Annotated in this window: 16 protein-coding genes; 11 read left to right on the top strand and 5 right to left on the bottom strand. The window is 45.0% G+C overall.

Features of this window, described 5'->3' with window-relative positions; all coding sequences use genetic code 11:
* Window positions 1-180 precede the first annotated feature (180 nt).
* Together BUR09_RS04800 and cydB are read left to right on the top strand one after the other, a co-directional pair.
* On the top strand, window positions 181-1,479 hold the full coding sequence (locus tag BUR09_RS04800) for a cytochrome ubiquinol oxidase subunit I (protein WP_074215829.1): 1,299 nt from the start codon (window positions 181-183) through the stop codon (window positions 1,477-1,479).
* A gap of 44 nt (window positions 1,480-1,523) precedes the next feature.
* Entirely contained in the window at window positions 1,524-2,552 is a 1,029-nt protein-coding gene (gene cydB / locus BUR09_RS04795) for a cytochrome d ubiquinol oxidase subunit II (protein WP_074215828.1), read from the top strand.
* An 85-nt stretch (window positions 2,553-2,637) separates the two neighbouring features.
* Here the strand turns inward: cydB and mtnA are convergent, their stop codons facing one another.
* Complete coding sequence (gene mtnA, locus BUR09_RS04790; protein WP_074215827.1) at window positions 2,638-3,687, bottom strand: S-methyl-5-thioribose-1-phosphate isomerase; 1,050 nt, start codon at window positions 3,685-3,687, stop codon at window positions 2,638-2,640.
* A 306-nt stretch (window positions 3,688-3,993) separates the two neighbouring features.
* On the opposite strand from mtnA, the gene BUR09_RS04785 reads away from it, so the two are divergent.
* Window positions 3,994-5,310 carry a GGDEF domain-containing protein gene (locus BUR09_RS04785; RefSeq protein WP_074215826.1) on the top strand — a complete coding sequence of 439 codons (1,317 nt, stop codon included), beginning with the start codon at window positions 3,994-3,996 and terminating at the stop codon, window positions 5,308-5,310.
* Window positions 5,311-5,727: 417 nt separating this feature from the next.
* Here BUR09_RS04785 and BUR09_RS04780 read toward each other — a convergent pair whose 3' ends face one another.
* From BUR09_RS04780 to BUR09_RS04770, 3 genes are all read right to left on the bottom strand, one after another.
* On the bottom strand, window positions 5,728-6,663 hold the full coding sequence (locus BUR09_RS04780; RefSeq protein WP_074215825.1) for a hypothetical protein: 936 nt from the start codon (window positions 6,661-6,663) through the stop codon (window positions 5,728-5,730).
* A gap of 162 nt (window positions 6,664-6,825) precedes the next feature.
* A complete protein-coding gene (locus BUR09_RS04775) occupies window positions 6,826-8,181 on the bottom strand; it encodes a sigma-54-dependent transcriptional regulator (protein ID WP_074215824.1) in 1,356 nt (451 codons plus the stop codon).
* Window positions 8,181-10,004 carry an ATP-binding protein gene (locus BUR09_RS04770; protein WP_084539340.1) on the bottom strand — a complete coding sequence of 608 codons (1,824 nt, stop codon included), beginning with the start codon at window positions 10,002-10,004 and terminating at the stop codon, window positions 8,181-8,183. The genes BUR09_RS04775 and BUR09_RS04770 overlap by 1 nt, the downstream gene beginning before the upstream one ends.
* Before the next feature lie 239 nt (window positions 10,005-10,243).
* Here BUR09_RS04770 and BUR09_RS04765 point away from each other — a divergent pair, with 239 nt between their 5' ends.
* From BUR09_RS04765 to BUR09_RS04755, 3 genes are all read left to right on the top strand, one after another.
* Window positions 10,244-10,774: a Spy/CpxP family protein refolding chaperone gene (locus BUR09_RS04765; protein ID WP_074215823.1), complete on the top strand. Its 531-nt coding sequence runs from the start codon at window positions 10,244-10,246 to the stop codon at window positions 10,772-10,774.
* Window positions 10,775-11,102: 328 nt separating this feature from the next.
* A complete protein-coding gene (locus BUR09_RS04760; protein ID WP_074215822.1) occupies window positions 11,103-11,531 on the top strand; it encodes a vWA domain-containing protein in 429 nt (142 codons plus the stop codon).
* A gap of 389 nt (window positions 11,532-11,920) precedes the next feature.
* Window positions 11,921-12,136: a hypothetical protein gene (locus BUR09_RS04755; protein ID WP_074215821.1), complete on the top strand. Its 216-nt coding sequence runs from the start codon at window positions 11,921-11,923 to the stop codon at window positions 12,134-12,136.
* A 110-nt stretch (window positions 12,137-12,246) separates the two neighbouring features.
* On the opposite strand, the gene BUR09_RS04750 is transcribed toward BUR09_RS04755, so the two are convergent.
* The gene (locus BUR09_RS04750; RefSeq protein WP_322788043.1) at window positions 12,247-13,449 is read right to left on the bottom strand and encodes a DNA polymerase IV; all 1,203 of its coding nucleotides are present in this window, start codon (window positions 13,447-13,449) and stop codon (window positions 12,247-12,249) included.
* Window positions 13,450-13,678: 229 nt separating this feature from the next.
* Between BUR09_RS04750 and kdsB the strand changes: the two genes are divergently transcribed.
* The 5 genes from kdsB (at window position 13,679) to BUR09_RS04725 (ending at window position 18,320) form a co-directional block, all read left to right on the top strand.
* Window positions 13,679-14,428 (top strand): 3-deoxy-manno-octulosonate cytidylyltransferase, encoded by a 750-nt coding sequence (gene kdsB / locus BUR09_RS04745; RefSeq protein WP_074215820.1) that lies wholly within the window; start codon window positions 13,679-13,681, stop codon window positions 14,426-14,428.
* Window positions 14,428-15,552: a glutamine-hydrolyzing carbamoyl-phosphate synthase small subunit gene (carA, locus tag BUR09_RS04740; protein WP_074215819.1), complete on the top strand. Its 1,125-nt coding sequence runs from the start codon at window positions 14,428-14,430 to the stop codon at window positions 15,550-15,552. Before kdsB ends, carA begins: the two co-directional genes overlap by 1 nt.
* Before the next feature lie 157 nt (window positions 15,553-15,709).
* A complete protein-coding gene (locus BUR09_RS04735) occupies window positions 15,710-16,381 on the top strand; it encodes a tetratricopeptide repeat protein (RefSeq protein ID WP_245796705.1) in 672 nt (223 codons plus the stop codon).
* A 514-nt stretch (window positions 16,382-16,895) separates the two neighbouring features.
* Window positions 16,896-17,885: a sulfite exporter TauE/SafE family protein gene (locus BUR09_RS04730; RefSeq protein ID WP_074215818.1), complete on the top strand. Its 990-nt coding sequence runs from the start codon at window positions 16,896-16,898 to the stop codon at window positions 17,883-17,885.
* A gap of 12 nt (window positions 17,886-17,897) precedes the next feature.
* Window positions 17,898-18,320 carry a DUF1634 domain-containing protein gene (locus BUR09_RS04725; RefSeq protein ID WP_074215817.1) on the top strand — a complete coding sequence of 141 codons (423 nt, stop codon included), beginning with the start codon at window positions 17,898-17,900 and terminating at the stop codon, window positions 18,318-18,320.
* Window positions 18,321-18,375: the final 55 nt, after the last annotated feature.

Raw genomic sequence — 18,375 nt, 5'->3', positions numbered from 1 at the left:
TTCTATTTATTGGCAGAAAAACAAATTAGTAGTTGCAAAAAAGACTTTTTTAGTATTGATTACTATTAACGAGTGACTGACAGGACATATGTGTGTTCTGTTAAAAATATTCAACTTTCTTTTGAAACCTGGGCGTCCGCTGCCTGCTCTGACAGGACGCTAGCCGAAGGGGGTTAATGTATGGACGTAGTAATGCTGTCCAGAATTCAGTTTGCAGTAACTGTATTCTTTCATTTTATTTTCGTACCATTAACGCTTGGTCTGTCTGTACTGCTTGCCATCATGGAAACCATGTATGTGCGCACTGGTAATGAGATGTACAAGCGCATGGTAAAGTTCTGGGGAAAACTGTTCATCATCAACTTCACCCTTGGTGTTGTTACAGGTATTACGCTCGAATTCCAGTTCGGCACAAACTGGTCACGCTACTCTGAATACGTAGGTGACATTTTCGGCTCCTTGCTTGCAATTGAAGCGAGCACCTCTTTCTTCCTTGAATCTACCTTTATTGCGGTATGGTACTTCGGTTGGAAAAAAGTCTCCAAAAAAGTTCACTGTATGTGTATCTGGCTTGTAGCTCTTGCTTCCAACATGTCTGCTTACTGGATCATCATGGCAAACGCGTTCATGCAAAATCCTGTAGGCTACAAAATGGTTGAAGGTAAGCCACAGCTTAACGATTTCTTCGCAGTCATATTTAACCCATATGGACTTGGCGAATTTGCGCATACAGTATCCTCTTCATGGATGGTTGGCGGCATGTTCGTTCTTGGTATCTCCGCATGGCATCTTGTACGCAAAAATGAAGTAGAACTATTTAAAAGCTCTTTTAAAATTGCGTCCATCTTCTTCCTTATTTTCTCCTTAGCAACAGCAGCAGCCGGTCACCATCAGGGACAAATTGCAGCCAAGTATCAGCCTGCTAAACTTGCAGCCATGGAATCCCACTGGGAAACCGGAAACAATGTTCCTATGTACCTTCTTACATGGCCTAACGCAGAAAATAACGGTAATGCCATTCAAGCTCTGCCAATTCCAAGTGCATTATCTATCCTTGCATACAACGATCCTAATGCTGAAGTTATCGGTCTGAATGATATTCCAGAAGAAGATCGTCCACCGGTACTGCCTACATTCATTAGTTTCCGAATCATGGTAGGTTTAGGCACCTTCTTCCCTATCTTTGCTATCGCCCTCTTTATGTGGCGTAAAAAAATTGAAACAAAGACTGTTGTTCTCAAAGCACTCCCTTGGCTTATTCCGCTTCCATACATCTGCATCATGTTTGGATGGACAGTAACTGAAGTAGGTCGCCAGCCTTGGATTGTATATAATATGCTTCGAACCTCAGATGCGGCTTCTCCAATCGAAGCCTCCATGGTTGTCTGGTCTATTGTCGCCTTTACCCTGATTTACACCTTCCTTGGCCTGCTCGATATCTACCTGCTCAGGAAATACGCAATGAAAGGCCCTAAATAGACTGACAGGACAAATCCTAAGCAATCAATAGAGAGGTTTTTTGTATGACTCTTGAACTTATCTGGTTTTTATTATGGGGAGTCCTGTGGAGCGTCTACTTTGTGTTAGACGGCTTTGATCTTGGGCTTGGCACACTGTTCCCTTTCTTTGCGAAAAACGAACGCGAAAAGCGCGTTTTGTACAATACAGTGGCACCGTTCTGGGATGGTAACGAAGTATGGTTGATTGCAGCAGGTGGTATCACCTTCGCAGCATTCCCTAAAGCTTACGCTATTATGTTCAGCGCACTTTACGCACCACTTCTCATTATCCTGTTTGCACTCATCATGCGTGCAGCAAGCTTTGAGTTCCGCAACAAAGTAGATTCCGATGGTTGGCGTAAGATGTGGGACGTATTCCAGTTCCTCGGCAACTTCGTTCCGGCTCTGCTGTTCGGTGTAGCTTTTGCCAACATCTTCCAGGGCATTCCTTTTGATACTGACGGCGTATACCACGGCAGCATCATTAAGCTGCTGAACATCTATGGCATCATCGGTGGTCTGTTCTTTGTGATCAACTTTGCAATGCACGGTGCCATGTGGCTTTCCATGAAATCTGAAGGCGAAATTCACAATCGCGCTATTCTCTACGCAAAGAGATTGTGGCCGTTTACTGTTGCTCTGGCGATTGCCTTCATAGCAGCTACAGTTATGCACACTGACCTGTTCAAAAACTACCAGAAAAGTGGTGTGCTGCTCTTTATCCCTGCAATCGGCGTAACAGCGCTGTTTATGGTTCGTGTATTTCTTGCCGGTGGTCGTCATCACCTTGCATGGATCAGCAACGCCATTTCTATCTTCTTTATAATCATGGGCGGCATCGTAGGTATGTTCCCGAAACTACTACCTTCCAACCTTGATCCAGCAGCTTCTGTGACAATCTTCAACGGTGCATCCAGTACTCTTACCCTGCAGATTATGCTCGGCGTAGTGGCTGTAATTATCCCGCTCGTCCTTCTATACCAGCTGTGGGCTGTAAAACTGTTCCTGCACGTAGTAGACGACGAAGTGCTCGATTCTGACGAATCCTACTAGCACTAGATAACTGTGCCTAAAAAAAGGCTGTCCTTCGTATGAGGGACAGCCTTTTCTTTTATTGCCACTAGAGGAAAAAAAGCCCCTACTTGCCCTGCTCCTCAAAGGCCTTTTTAATAGACTCAGCAAACGGAGGACGCAGCACGCCTACTTCGGTTACGATACCAGCGATAAGCTCGTTTGGAGTTGGGTCAAAAGCAAAGTTAAAAACAGGTACATCATCAGGAGTAATCTGAGTATCGCCTACGTGTGTTACTTCCAATGGAGTACGATCTTCAATCGGGGTTGAATCACCATCAGGCATGTTTCTGTCGATAGTGGACAAAGGCGCTGCTACGTAAAAAGGAACATTGTGTGCTTTTGCAAGCAATGCAACGGAGTAGGTACCAATTTTGTTTACGGCATCACCGTTTGCTGCAACGCGGTCTGCACCTACTACAACCTTGTCGACCATACCGCGACGCATGAGAAGACCGCAGGCATTATCACATGCTACTGAAACAGGAATATTGTCTTCTTTCAGTTCGTAGGCTGTGAGGCGAGCGCCCTGAAGGAATGGACGGGTTTCGTTTGCGATAACGGAAATATCTTTTTTACCTGCGTCAATAGCACCACGAACAACACCAAGCGCTGTACCGTAACCTGCTGTTGCAAGAGCACCGGCGTTGCAATGAGTCATAATGGTATCGCCGTCTTCAATAACAGTTGCGCCGTGCACGCCAATAAGTTTGCAGATTTCAATATCTTCTTTATGGATAATTTTTGCTTCTTTAAGCCATATACCCATGAGCGCTTCAATAGTTTCCAGCTGGGAAGATTCCCACAGAGCTTTCATACGTTCCACACCCCAGCGCAGGTTAACCGCAGTAGGTCGTGCTTCTGCAATTTCTTCAAGCTTTACTTTGAGTTCTTCTTTCCAATTCTCGCTGCTTGCTACTTCTTTTGCAGCAATCCAACAGCCGTACGCAGCGGTAACACCAATTGCAGGTGCACCACGAACAACCATTGTCTGCAGCGCATAGATAATATTTTCGACAGTGCGACAGTAGTAATCGTCCTCACGTGTTGGCAGGTAACGCTGATCGAGCAACACTAAGGCTGAATCTTCATCAGAAAAACGAATATGACGTTCCATTAAATACTCTCTATGGGGTTTAGAAAACGCCTCAATACGCCGATAAAAGAGTTAGGGGGGCAGAACTATGAAAGACCGGAATACTTCTGGCACATCATAACTGCACATTTTCCTGCACAAAAAATATTTTTAAGCAGAAAGCATTGAGCAACGTATTCTGTGAGTAAAATTTGTGACTCAACTGATACCCTGTTGGCCTTAACTGAGCAAGACAACACACAGGGTTGCTCCGCACGACACTTCACGCTATGACGTGCATTAGAGAGGGTTGGAATTAAAGATGATATCAAAGGTTACGAGGTTAATATGAGAGCACTTACCAATTTAGTACTCTCTTTGTTCCTGCCTATTACCATCCTTGGGGGAACGTTTTTTATCTTAATGAATCAGCACGTTATCCCGGACTCTGTTTTCCCAATTATGCCTGCTTTACCGTTTGTTTTCGCCGCTAGCGGCAGCGCTATGGCATGGCAGTTTAAACGAAGCAGAGCGGTTTTTCTTTTACTACTCATCGCACTTTGCTGCTGGTTTATTACCCTTTATTTACCCGGCATGAGCAGCACCGGTATGCGCCTACGTTTAGCGTATGATCTTTCTGCACTGTTACTGCCAATAAACCTTGTTATCTTCGCCTACTGTGAAGACAGGGGTGTACTAACCCTCTGGGGCGCTCTTTCCGCTGCCTTTATCACTGCCCAGGCCGCAGCTGTTGCCACCATGCTCGCCCCTCCCCAACATAGCGGTGCTATCGCTTGGCTTCAGGACGCTGCATTGTCTCTCGACCGCATACAAATTCTTCCCACATGGGCAAGCAATTGGACGTTTCTCCCACAAAGCGTGATCATCATTACTGGCACCGTCCTTTTTCTTTTGCTTCTTTTTATGGTGCTTAACAAAGGAAGAAGAGACAGCATGTACGTTACGCTTATTACAAGCTGCCTCGCTGTTATTGCGGCTTATCACTATGTGGCTATACCCCACGCAAGCGCCCTGTTTTTTTCAGCAGCAGCACTCATCATCACCCTTTCTCTCTTCCAAGATTCCTATTTCATGGCGTACGTCGATGAACTTACAGATCTACCTTCACGAAGAGCTTTAAACGCAGATTTCAAAAAACTCGGAAGAAAATACGCGCTAGCAATGGTGGACATCGACCACTTTAAAAAATTCAACGACACCTATGGGCACGACATCGGTGACGATGTTCTTCGTATGGTTGCAGGGCATCTATCCAGAGTTTCCGGTGGCGGCAAAGCATACCGGTACGGTGGCGAAGAGTTCACCATCATCTTTCCTAAGGGAATTGCCACTGACGTCCAGTCACATCTCGATGAGTTGCGCGAACGCATAGCAAAAACAGACTTCCATATCCGTAGCGGTAAACGTGCTCCTAAAAAACGCAATGCACGCAAGGGCTCTGTAAACGTCACAATCTCTATCGGCGTAGCAGAACGCACAGACGGGGCACAGTCTCCTATGGAAGTAGTAAAACAGGCTGACAGAGCCCTCTACAAAGCCAAAGGCGCTGGGCGAAATATTGTGAAACTTGCCACTGCACCTCGAAACAGCAGGTCTAAAGAAAAGTCTTCCCGATTGGGCTTCAAGCGCAATACTCGCAAATAAGTTTTTCGAGATAAAAGAGTTAGCATAATGCCTCCCCCACAAGAAGATATCCTCTTAACTGCGATTAGCGACCCAAACCTGTTTTTGCACCACATCCGGCTTCATGCAATTCTCAAAAAAGAAAAAAAGTCAGTTCCTCGTTTGAACTGACGTTTTTTCTGTTACGGCTTCTTCGCGATACACAATTCTGTACTATTTCCATCGGCACACCAAACTAGCTTAAAAACAACCATCTCAACTTCACACACTACCTTTATCCACTTAAAGATATCACAACTACTCACTTAATAAACAAAAAAAGCGACTTATCCCATAAAGGACAAGCCGCTTAAAATTAACTCTGCCACTCGTTAATACATGTTCTCTTCCACTATACGAAAAATGAACTGTACTCTGTCGAGTACAGTTCATCATTATTTACGCAAGAAGATTGAGAATACAGGTACCTACAGCAATACCGAATGCTGGAGGGTCAACGTGAGAGTCGCCATGGTTCCAGAAGAGGCGTGCGCCAAGTTCCTGAAGAAGTGCACCAGCAACTGCAGCTACTACACAAATACCAATGTTACCAAAGTTAACCCAAGCGATACCGGCAAGAATCGCCTGACAATGCCATACAGGTACACGCTGAATGCTGTCATTACCAAGCTGCAATGAAATAAGAGAAACAGCAGCAACAGCCCAGCCAATTACAACCTGAGCAGTAACGGTTACACCAGAAGCGATGCCCTGTGCCTGAGCATATTCACCAATTGCCATCGCAGCACCACCGGATGCGAAACCAATGCCGATAGCAAACATGATCATGCGGGAGAACGGCAACATCCAAGGTACCCATGACAAGTTATTGTCATCAGTGCCGAGCAGGCCGAATTTTTTAATAGATTCAGAGTTACCAAATGGGCTCTGACGAAGGAATAACGCGCGAGATACGAAAGCGCTGGTAAGAACAGTCAGGGCGATAGTATCCTGGCCAGTCATGAAAGTGCTGAACCAGTAGTTACAAAGATGGCCAAATACTGCGAATACGCCACCAACGAACAATACGTCCCAAGAAGTAGGCATGAGAGATGCAAGAATATCCTTAGCTCCACCTGTAGGATGGTTCTTGCGAATGCCCTGTGCATAGTTAGCAGCAGCAACGCCAGCTGCGAAGCCACCAACGTGTGGGCCGAAGATAGGACCAAAACCAACAACGGAGAACATAAAGTCGCCGCCGCCAGCTAAAGCGATTAAACAGCCTGAAAAAACAAACAGACCACAAAGCACGAAAGACAGCAGCCCGCCAAGAGTGCCGCCCAGAATTCCTCCACCAAAACAGACTAGTAACGTCGTTAAGCTTAACGGTTCCATTCTGCCTCCACTTTTTGTGCTCTCCTTCTTAGCGTATGTACTGTACACCCCAAAATGTGGCAGTAAGGGCGTTCAAGTGCATATAACTAGGGCGATAAGAAGGATTACATAGTATAAATGAGATAACGATTGGTCGTATATACTAGTATAATCAATAAAATGCTACTCAAATCCATAACGTTTTAGCTTATTATGCAGCGTAGCCCGCGTAATTCCTAATCTTCTTGCCGTCTTACTTTTGTTATACTCACACTCTTCCAACGTCGCCAAAATAGCTTTTCGCTCTAACTCATCAAGAGACATACCTGTTAATACAGTATGTTGCGCTGGCTGTACTGGTGCTTCATTTTCCTTTGCAGATAATGATAGAGGCAGTTCGCGGGTCGAAATATACTCGCCCATTGTCATAATTACAGCGCGTTCAATAACGTTTTCCAGTTCACGAACGTTCCCCGGCCACGCATAACGAATAAGGGTATCCATTGCCTGAGGAGCAAGTCCCTTAATGGTTTTGCGATTCTTATTTGAATATTTCTTAACAAAAAATTCAGCCAATAACGGAATGTCACTGGGACGCTCCCGTAATGCCGGAACGCGAAGCGCAATAACATTAAGTCGGTAATACAGGTCTTCCCTAAAATTACCGTTCTCAACTTCTTCGGGTAAATCACGGTTCGTTGCAGCAATAACCCGCACATCAACCTTTTCGACAGTATCACTGCCTACACGCTGAACTTCTCCCTGCTGCAATGCACGCAGCAACTTCGGCTGCAAGGAGACAGGTATTTCACCGACTTCATCAAGGAACAAAGTACCGCCGTCAGCCTGTACAAAACGTCCTTCACGCCGTTTATCAGCACCGGTAAAAGCACCACGTTCATGACCAAACAGCTCTGATTCCAACAGATTCTCACTTAAAGCAGCACAATTGATTGCAACAAATGCCTCATCTGCTCGACTACTAGCATTATGAATTGCGTTTGCTACAAGTTCCTTCCCCGTACCAGATTCACCTGTAATAAGCACGGAAGCATCTGAAGGGGCTATAGTTGCTATAATCTTGCGAAGCTCTTTTATTACTTCGCTATTACCCACCATGCCCATGGTGTTAGGCTCAAGAATGCTTCTCAACTCCTCATTTTCCGAAACAAGACGAGTATGATCCAGCATGCGCTCAAGAGTGAGTTTAAGAACATCAAAGTCCAACGGCTTAGTAAGGTAATCGTACGCACCAATTTTCAATGCTTTCACCGCAGTATCTACAGACGAAAAGGCAGTCATAATAAGAATAGGAATGGATGGATTGTATTCCTTGATCAACTCAAGAGCGGTAATACCATCCATATTTACCATCCTGATATCCATCAAAATTGAGTCGTACGACTGGTTACGAACCATACTCACTGCGACATCCCCATCATCAGCTTCCGCTACATCGTAGCCCCAGCCCTTAATGATTGTCTTAAGCATGGAGCGATGCGCCAAATCATCATCAACTACCAATATTTGCGCGCTCATTATGCGTTCTCTCCTACCGGCGATACTGGAATTTCGATAATAAACTGAGCACCAGCACCTTCCTGTGATTTCACACGAATAGTGCCGCCATGTGCTTCAATAATCTTAAGAACAATGGCCAGTCCCAGCCCTGTGCCCTGACTTTTCGTTGTATAATACGGTTCAAAAATACGGACTGCATCTTCTTTGCTGATGCCCTTACCGGTATCAGAAATAGCCAACGTAACCAGATTGTCCGTATGGGCAAGATTCATAGTAAGAATACCGCCTTGCGGCATAGCTTCAAGACTGTTCAAACAAATATTCAAAATTGCCTGTGACAATCTGTCCGGATCAACAAAGAGCTTAGGCAAGGTGTCATCAATACTTATATCTAAAACAACGTCATGTGCTGCTGCATCTTGTTTAATTAACCCAAAGCAATGTTTTGCAAGAACATTCAAATCCGTTTCAGCACGCCGCAAATCTGATGGTCGCGAAAGACTTATGAGGTCTGTAATTACACGATTAAGGCGTTCTACCTCGTGCACCATAATGTTAGCTGCTTCCCGATCCTCTGACCCTTCTTCAAAACGGCTACCGAAGTATGTTGCATACCCCTTAATTGAACTTAGCGGGTTACGGATTTCATGTGCAACGCCCGCTGCAAGAGATCCCACTGCAGCAAGCTTTTCTTTACGACGAACTTCTGCTTCAAGGCGACGCACTTCGCGAAGATCTCGTAAAAGATACACATATCCGATGGAAGTACCGTCATCCAACGTAACAGCAGACCCGCTCACACCGATCGGGATAATTTCACCACGCTTACCAAGACACTCAACTTCAACCTCTGAAAGCGCCTCACCGCCGGTCAGTTCCACAAGACGGGCCACACATTCCGGCAACACTTCCGATGGGCTTTTTCCGACAACATTAGCGTCAGTAATATTCAGCTGTTCCAGAGCAACGTCATTCAATAAGGCTATACGACCATTGTCGTCTGTTACCAGTAATCCATCAGGCAGATTAAACATAACCTCGTTTGCCAAGGCTTCAGAGCTCTGCATACGTCTACGAGACTGGCGCGCTTTCTGCGCCCATGTGAGAGCAAGGAACCCAGCAAGACCAATAAGCAAAATGAACACTGCATTCACAACAGCGTGTTCTCTATTCACCTGCTGTGCAGTTGCGAAGGTCTTCTCATCCAGTCCAATATAAATAACCGGAACAGGACCGCTTTTCGGAACAAGCTTACACCTGAACGAATGCTCTTCTTTTGTACATCCTTGTTCCTGCGCTCTCATTTTATGCCCCATCCTACGCCCCATCATTTTCATATGAGACATCATCTTGGGCCTGCCCCCAACAGGCGCAAATGGCCTGAACTCTCTATAAACAACAAAGGCCTTTTCGTTACCTTGCTCCATAATTCGCCATGAGACCTGCCTTCCCGGGCGTAATTCAGCCAACTGCTGTGCAGTAAATGCACGGGAACCAACAGTATCTGGATTACTATGAGCAATGATCTTGCCGTTAGCATCTGTTACCATCAAAAAAAGTATTCCAGACTGGCTGGCCATTTCTTCAAGCAACGTCTGGAGCCTGAGCGCTCTCATGTTGTGGCGAAAATCTGTTCTGGTTCCGGCCTCCAGAGCTGTAATGATGGAGGCACCTTTCTCTTCATAGAATGTTTCCAACTGGCGATTTTCCTGCTCAATCCCCCGTATAGTCATAAAGGTGATCACAGTACCGAGGATAACTATTCCCCCGATAAGCAACCATAGCGAGGTAGCAAATTGAGATCGCAATATTTTTTTCTTACGAAGAATGGTCTCTTTCATATCAGCCCTGTGTATTCTTTTTTATCAGTGTAAAAAAAATGAACAACCAGCACAAAGCATTCTGTATGTTTTTTTTACACCTGCATTTCGGCTCATCTTTCGCCAAAATAACTTTCTCTATTTAACCATTTGTTTTTTAATGAATTACAAATCATGCAAACAAGTTTGGCACACGCGTTGCTCTAGTAGAACTAGCAAAACGCGAACCATTACTTGATTATTGAACATAGGAGTTCATTATGCGGTTTAAAGCATTCAGATTATTAATTGCAACAGCATGTGTCATGGCTGTCGCTACCGTAGCGTTGGCAGCAGGTCCAAACTGGACGGATCTCAGCGAAGCTCAACAGCAAAAATACATGAGCCTCCATGATGACTTCATTCAGAACACTACTCCACTCCGTGATGCCATGTGGGCAAAAAAAGTAGAGCTAAATGCTCTTATGAATAACGAAAACGTTGATGCAAAAAAAGTGGCAGCTTTAGCTACTGAAATGAATAAACTCCGTGCCGAAATGCGTGCACAGCGCGCCACATTTGCAGCTACTGTTAAAAAGGAAGTCGGAATTGAACCACTCGCCAATCCTCATCGTGGCAACATGGGCTACGGCTGTCCAGGATACGGTCCTAACAACGGCTGTGGATATGGTGGAAAAGGTATGGGTAAAGGCATGATGCGTGGAAAAGGTATGGGACAAGGTATGATGCGCGGACATGGTCCTTGCGGCAACATGCCAATGCAAGCACCAATGCAGGCTCCTGCCCAGTAGTAACTAACCTTCACACATTCCGTTTATACACTTCGCAATTCCGTCACACTCGTGACAACGAGTCCTTCACCTCGCGTGACGCATTGCATACTCGTTCTTAATTACCTCTCCTAAGGTAATATGAATATAAAGGGTAATAGGTACCCTTTCTCCCCCAAAAGGAAGAGCCCTGTACACACTCCTCAAGTACAGGGCTTTTTCTATTATCCTATCGAAAAAATGGTCATATTCTCTGCCCCCCTATCATACCTCTATCATTGAGACGTCCTCGTTCAATAGTACAATGTTGGGAACCTATACACTTCCGGACACACATTAAGGGGGAACTATGCGCCAAACCACCCTTATCTGGGGAGCATTCGTAGCCCTGCTACTCATTCTCTCCATTACTGCCGTACAATATGAAACACGGAAAAATTCCGACACAATCTATGTTGAGCAGACTGAACCACAGCAAGTCACACTTATCCTCAACACAGCAGCCCCAGATAAAGTCGAAACAACTTTTTCTCTTGCACGCAAGCTCTACGACAGAGGAGTTGACACCACGGTGCTCCTGGAAGGTTCAGGAGTAACACTGATACGGACAACGCTCGCAACATCAACTAGGTATAAAGGTGCGATTGCTATCTGCCCTCACTGCATGGCTAAATTCAATATAAGGAAAAGCGAACTACCGGATGGAGCCTACATGGCCCCAGAAGAATTAACCTACAGCATTCACGCAGGTGACAAGCTACGTCCAAGATTCGAATAAACAATGAAAACAAATGGGGATATTCCAAAAAATATTAGGTGCAATATGTACCCTAACTCTTCTTACAATCACAACTACAGCATGTGCCTCAACACCGCTTCCGGCTAAATTCTATTCACCGGAAAACCCCATGTATCAAAACATGACATTTGTCATTCACAATAGGGATAACCTTCGACAAGCAGTACGTATCGTGACTCTAGCAAACAAACGCCAACAAGCTGGGATTCAGACTATTATTCTTTTTCAGGACACAGCGGTAGCGCTTCCAGTTGTTCAAGGTATCCCCTACGGAAACATAACAACATACAATACGAACAAGCTGAGCGTACAACCGCAACTAATGCCCATCTGTCCCAAACAGCAGTACAGAGGATATTTCTCCTCTTGTGCCGGAAATCAGTCTTCCGGATGCTCCGCAAATCTACCTGCCAATTTTAAAAAAACTGCTCATCAACCACGCTAAACTGGGTGGAAAAGTAGTGCTGTGCCCATGCTGTTACCAAATTCCATCAGAACGAATCAAATTCCTCCCGAAAGAAATTACACCTGAAAAATTCCAGCGCCTTAAAAAACAAATGAAAATAAAAGAAGGTGGGTATTAAAGCCCCCGTCGATAACAAGAGCAAAATAAAAAAGGAAGGAAAGTGTACTAGCAGAAATACATACGCCCTATATAGCCAGTGAGTTATTTTAAACCATAAAGGACACGGCCCTATTCTTCATCAAATCCAAATAACCTGCCACGAAAAATAGCTTTTTTTCCAAACTTGTTACGCACAGCATCCAACGCTTCATCAAGCTTTTGCTGTTTTTGCGTAGCGCGTACAACTCCAGTGCATTCATGCTTCATATGATCAAGCATATTCAACTGTTCGACACCGGTTGTGTTGTAATTGGAAATTCCAACTCCAATGAGACGAACAGGCTTCACAAGCTCAATTGCATCCAGAAGATCAACTGCGACCTGATAAATAACATCTGTCGTATTGGTAGGATCTGGCAACGTCTTACTGCGAGTCAATGACTGAAAATCGTTGTACTTGAGCTTTAGCGTAATGGTTCTTCCTTTCAGCCCGTACTTTCGCTGATTCTGTCCAACACGCTCTGCGTGACGCATAAGCCACTTTTTCAACAGCCCCTTATCAAGGGTGTCCTGATGCAAGGTGTTTTCAGCACTTTCAGACTTTGCTTCTACAAACGTCTCTACAACACGATTATCAATACCGTTGGAACGCTCCCAAAGGGCTATGCCGCTTTTACCGAACCGACGCTCCCAGAATTCTTTCGAATAATCCAACACCTGTCCACAAGTGCTCACGCCGAGCTCTTCAAGTTTAACAATAAACTTTTTCCCGACACCAGGGATTTTGCGCACAGGAAGATCATGTAGAAAAGAAGCAACATCCTTTTCGTAAATTGCATACAGCCCGTTAGGCTTATTGTAATCCGAAGCAATCTTAGCAAGAAATTTTACAGGCGCAATGCCGATAGAGCAGGTAAGCCCCACTGTATCAAAGATTTCCTGCTTCATACTTTGCGCCATTTGCACTGGAGACCGAAAAAGATGACCGTTTCCTGTGGCATCAATATATGCCTCGTCAATTGAGGCTTGTTCCACAACCGGAGAATATGAATTGAGAACGGACATCACGTTTCGAGATAGTTCGACATATCGTCCACGGGAGTTGCCTGTATAAATAGCGTGCGGACACAGCTTACGAGCCTGAACAATAGGCATGGCAGAGTGCACCCCGAACTTACGAGCTTCATACGACGCTGCACACACAACCCCGCGATCACTAGAACCGCCCACAATGACAGGTTTCCCCCTCCATTCTGGATGATCCAGTTGCTCTACAGAAGCAAAAAAAGCGTCCATATCAAGATGCATAATACAACGTTTCATAGCGATCATATATCAGAATGCTACTGGAGACAGAAGCCCCGCCACCAAGCAACGCAATTTCGTACAACATTCACGTAAGAATCATAGAAATTCAGTATGATAGTAAAAACACATTTTTCTTCTTTTCTTTTTCCAAAAACTAGCATACTCTCTGACGGTTTAAACAATGCCCCATAGCGTGGGGTTTTTCTGTGTCCAATCTATGAAAATCCCTGATCACAGGGAAATAGGTGTGCATATGGCTCTAACAGCTACCTGCTTTGGTATCATACCCGCACGGTACGACTCCTCACGTTTTCCAGGCAAGCCGCTTGCGCTTATCGAAGGCAAGCCGATGTTCTGGCATGTATATCAGCGTGCCTGCTCTTGTCCGGAATTCGATAAAGTTGTGCTGGCAACCGACGACGAACGTATCGCAAGCATGGCGCGCGAACTTAACGTCGAATACGTAATGACCCGAAAAGATCATCCTAGCGGGACAGACAGGGTTTATGAAGCAGCTTGTCTGCTCGGTGCCGGTGAAGACGCTGTTATTGTGAACATCCAGGGCGACGAACCTGCACTTAATCCAATTATGCTCACCGAGTTAGTTACCCCGTTTCTTACAGACAGCAATGTGCAGGTATCGACACTTGCCCACCACATTTCTTCTGAAGAAGCAGCCAGCCCTGACAAAGTAAAAATTGTTCAGGCTGTTAACGGTGATGCGCTGTACTTCTCACGTGCGCTGGTACCGTTTGCAAGAGATGGTAAAGCAACTAACGGGTATCTTGGGCATATCGGCTTATATGCATTCCGTTTTGGAGTTTTAAAGCAGTTTACAGAGTGGGAGCAGTCCAGCTTAGAGCGAATAGAAAAGCTTGAGCAGCTGCGCCTTTTAGAGAATAATGTTCCAATCAGAGTGGTATGCACCGAGCATAAGACACACGGTGTGGATCGTCCTGAAGATATAGACGTAATTTTAAAACTTTTACGGGAGAACGCCTGATGAAAGCCATTTTGGCACTTGAAGACGGCTTTGTACTTGAGGGTCGCTCATTCACCGGACCTGGTGAAACTGGCGGTGAGGTCATCTTCAACACTGGTATGACCGGATATCAGGAAATTTTGACAGACCCTTCCTACGCTGGACAGATGGTATGTATGACATACCCGCTTATTGGTAACTACGGCGTAACTGAAGAGGATATCGAGTCAGGCGGAGTTCACGCTGCAGCACTTATCGTTAAAGAATGCTGTAAAGTTCCTTCTAACTGGCGTTCGGTAGCTTCCTTGCCGGACTACCTTAAACGTAACAGTGTGCTTGGTATTGAAGGAATTGATACAAGAGCACTTACCAGCCACATTCGCAAGAACGGCGCAATGCGAGCCATTATTTCTACAGAAGAACTTGATGTAGAAAAGCTTGTAGAAAAAGCAAAAGCTCTTCCATCTATGGAAGGACTCAATCTTGTAAAAGAAGTTGCACCAACTGAAGTATACCGATGGGACGGTGTTCGACCACAGAATGTTCGTCTTGTAGACGGTGTTTACAACTGGAACGGCAAAGGTCCTAAAGTTGTTGTGTACGACTTCGGCATAAAATGGAACATCTTACGCCTATTGCATGAACAGGGACTTGACTTACTAGTTGTTCCTCCGTCATTTACAGCAGAGCAGGTTGCATTGACTGGTGCTGATGCAGTATTTTTATCCAACGGTCCTGGCGACCCTGCTACTCTTAAAGATGAGATTGCCGAAATTACTAAGCTTTGCGAAATGATGCCTGTTGGCGGTATCTGCCTCGGCCATCAGCTGCTTGGTCACGCATTGGGTGGTACTACATCCAAACTTAAATTTGGGCATCACGGCTGTAACCATCCTGTTAAGGATTTGACAACTGGACGAATTGAAATTTCTTCACAGAACCATGGCTTCTGTGTTGAGCTGGATAGTGATGATGTAGAAATTACGCACATCAACCTCAACGACAACACTGTTGAAGGCATTGCGCATAAAATTAAAAAAGTAATTTCTGTGCAGCACCATCCGGAAGCTTGTCCGGGACCTAACGACAGTCACTACTTCTTCAAACGATTCAGTGACATGGTTAAAGACAGTCTCGACAAGTAGTTTCATCACGCTTCCAAAAAGGGGTTTGGATGTCTGCTGAACTGACTAAAGCTCGTAACCAGCTGAGCAACGTACGTACGTATTAAAGCAAGAAAAAATTCAGATGGCCGCTCAGGCTCTTCATGACGGTTTAATTGCATATTTAAAGCATCCGTTAATGAAAACTGAGAAGCAGGAATTTTTGCGTCTGCTTGAGGACAGTACAATGTACTTGGCTGCATCACCAAAGCTTCAAGAAGTTTACCCTATTGCTTTTGTGTTCAAAGAAGGCGAAGAGCGCCAGCTTATTGAAACACTGAAAGAGCTGCTTAAGGAACTTCAAAAAAACGTAGCTAACGAAGCTCAACAGATGCTTGAGGCGCTGGAAAGGCAAAAACAGGCAGAACTAGAAAAGGGGCAATCGTTCCTTGATACAGAGCAGCATGAAAACGCAATCTCTGTATTCAATGCCTTGCTCACCAGATTTTCAGAAGATGCAGAACTCAAAAGTGACATCGCAGAACGCTATATTCGCGCAGGATTATACAGCGAAGCATTTGCGCAACTTGCAGAGGCAATTGAACTTTCTCCGGAAAACATCCGCTACTACAACAGCATCGGTATGGCACTCCGGAAGATGGGCAAATTCGACGTGGCAGAAAAATATTTTGCTAAAGCCGTCAAAGTTGCCGGAAAAGACCCTCACCTATTCTTTAACCTTGGTCGAGTCTATCTTGACTGGGAAAAATGGGATAAATGTGCAAAGTCAGCAATGATGGCACTTAAACTTGATCCTGAATTTAAAGAAGCTGAGAAAATGCTCGCATTCGCTAACAAGCGAATTGCATAACCTCTTATAGCGACATCCCCTTATCGTACAGGGCGCTTTCCAAGAAATATGCCCCGTACATTACCAGCAGACTATGAGCAGGCAGTGAAAACTGCCTGCTCTTTTTTTATTGCATGTAATTTTTATCTCTAATCACAAATCTCCTTTCTTTTATTGACTTTTCTAAAAAATTAGAAAAAACAGCACTTGCATAAAAAAGTTTGATTTTCGAAACAACACCCCTTGTGCAAAAAAACACAATATTGCACGAAAAATAATATTTCATCATAAATCCGAAGTATTATGCTTGTTGAAAGCACGTGAAAAAAGTGTCTACCCTACTGTTTTTTTCAACTTTTTCCAAATGTGCAGCCTATTAGAAGCATATGTATTAATTTTAATAAACTTGAATATCAGTGGGTTATTTCGATTCTTTTCTTCACTCAGGGTGATTGACATATTTTTCACATTCTTTTACCCCAAAAGTACGGAACAACATTTGATTAGAGGTCAACGTAAGTTATGCGAGGAAAAAATGCTGAAAAACGTTACTAGACTATTCACGATGCTTTCCCTCTGGGTTAGCGCAGTAGTATTTGCATCCCCTATAGGGGCATTTGCTACTGAAGCAGCTGCTACCGGTGCTGCCGCTGGTGGTGATGCTCATGCTTGGTGGTTTTGGCCACTTATACTTTTGGTTTTCTGTTTCATCCTTGGTGTGATCGCGGTTCTCGCCGGCGTTGGTGGTGGTGTATTATACGTCCCACTGGTTTCCGGCTTCTTCCCGTTCCACATTGACTTTGTGCGTGGTGCAGGCCTTATGGTTGCACTTGCAGGTGCTCTTGCAGCAGGCCCGGGTCTGCTGAAGCGTAACCTTGCAAGTCTTCGCCTTGCATTGCCTATGGCACTTATCGCATCTGCTTGTGCGGTAGTCGGTGCTATGCTTGGTTTATACCTTTCTAAGCTCGATCCACGCTATGTTCAGACTGCACTTGGTGCTACCATTATGGGTATCTCCATTCTACTGCTCTGTTCCAAAAACTCTGAATACCCTGTTGTTACCAAGCAGGACGCAATCAGTCATGCACTCGGTATCCAAGGTATTTATCAGGATCAGGCAACCGGTAAAGAATTCGAATGGAAAACTCACCGCACTTTCGCCGGACTTCTGCTATTTGTCGTAATCGGTATTATGGCAGGCATGTTTGGTCTCGGCGCTGGCTGGGCTAACATTCCTGTTCTCAACCTGCTCATGGGTGCTCCACTGAAAGTTTCTGTAGCAACATCCAAGTTCCTGCTCTCCATCACAGATACCTCTGCTGCATGGGTGTACATGAACCAGGGTGCTGTTATTCCACTGATCGCTATTCCTTCCATTATCGGCCTGATGCTCGGTTCTCTTGTGGGCGTTCGCCTGCTTGCTGTAGCTAAAGCATCTTTCATCCGTTACATGGTTATCGGCGTTCTCTTCTTTGCTGGCTTCAAGGCACTTGATAAAGGTCTTGGACTTGGTATTCTGGGTTAATGGAGGCAAGTTATGACTAAACAAAACGTATGCGTAACTCCACCAGAACAAATGCGCTATGCAGTAATTCTGGAACGCGGTGCCTATCTAGGTATCCTTATCATGCTCGTTACCTATGCTATTTATGCACTTGGAATCCTTACTCCACATGTGCCAATCGAAGTAGTAACGCAGAACTGGCACCTTGGTGTTAGCGAGTACCTTAAAGCAACCAACAGCCCTACAGGTTGGGGATGGCTCGCCCTTATTGGAACCGGCGATTTCATTAACTTCATCGGTCTCGTCCTACTCGCAGTTATGACTATCATCTGCTACGGAACACTGATTATGCCGTACTTCCGATGCGGCGACTTCATCTACCTTTCTATCGTAATTGCAGAAATTGCAGTTCTCACTCTCGCAGCTTCCGGTATCCTTGGAAGTGGCGGACACTAGTAGTCTGGTATTGACTGACAATAATAAAGCCTCCGATCATTGATCGGAGGCTTTT

It is taken from the genome of Halodesulfovibrio marinisediminis DSM 17456, from assembly GCF_900129975.1.
Lineage (GTDB): Bacteria > Desulfobacterota > Desulfovibrionia > Desulfovibrionales > Desulfovibrionaceae > Halodesulfovibrio > Halodesulfovibrio marinisediminis.
The sequence above is the reverse complement of the archived record's forward strand: the minus strand, read 5'-3'. Positions and strand labels throughout refer to the sequence as shown.

Bases quoted from the DNA above. Each gene is read 5' to 3' on its own strand.
- BUR09_RS04800 (WP_074215829.1), top strand. From the start codon at position 181: ATGGACGTAGTAATGCTGTCCAGAATTCAGTTTGCAGTAACTGTATTC.
- cydB (WP_074215828.1), top strand. From the start codon at position 1,524: ATGACTCTTGAACTTATCTGGTTTTTATTATGGGGAGTCCTGTGGAGC.
- mtnA (WP_074215827.1), bottom strand. From the start codon at position 3,687: ATGGAACGTCATATTCGTTTTTCTGATGAAGATTCAGCCTTAGTGTTG.
- BUR09_RS04785 (WP_074215826.1), top strand. From the start codon at position 3,994: ATGAGAGCACTTACCAATTTAGTACTCTCTTTGTTCCTGCCTATTACC.
- BUR09_RS04780 (WP_074215825.1), bottom strand. From the start codon at position 6,663: ATGGAACCGTTAAGCTTAACGACGTTACTAGTCTGTTTTGGTGGAGGA.
- BUR09_RS04775 (WP_074215824.1), bottom strand. From the start codon at position 8,181: ATGAGCGCGCAAATATTGGTAGTTGATGATGATTTGGCGCATCGCTCC.
- BUR09_RS04770 (WP_084539340.1), bottom strand. From the start codon at position 10,004: ATGAAAGAGACCATTCTTCGTAAGAAAAAAATATTGCGATCTCAATTT.
- BUR09_RS04765 (WP_074215823.1), top strand. From the start codon at position 10,244: ATGCGGTTTAAAGCATTCAGATTATTAATTGCAACAGCATGTGTCATG.
- BUR09_RS04760 (WP_074215822.1), top strand. From the start codon at position 11,103: ATGCGCCAAACCACCCTTATCTGGGGAGCATTCGTAGCCCTGCTACTC.
- BUR09_RS04750 (WP_322788043.1), bottom strand. From the start codon at position 13,449: ATGATCGCTATGAAACGTTGTATTATGCATCTTGATATGGACGCTTTT.
- kdsB (WP_074215820.1), top strand. From the start codon at position 13,679: ATGGCTCTAACAGCTACCTGCTTTGGTATCATACCCGCACGGTACGAC.
- carA (WP_074215819.1), top strand. From the start codon at position 14,428: ATGAAAGCCATTTTGGCACTTGAAGACGGCTTTGTACTTGAGGGTCGC.
- BUR09_RS04735 (WP_245796705.1), top strand. From the start codon at position 15,710: ATGAAAACTGAGAAGCAGGAATTTTTGCGTCTGCTTGAGGACAGTACA.
- BUR09_RS04730 (WP_074215818.1), top strand. From the start codon at position 16,896: ATGCTGAAAAACGTTACTAGACTATTCACGATGCTTTCCCTCTGGGTT.
- BUR09_RS04725 (WP_074215817.1), top strand. From the start codon at position 17,898: ATGACTAAACAAAACGTATGCGTAACTCCACCAGAACAAATGCGCTAT.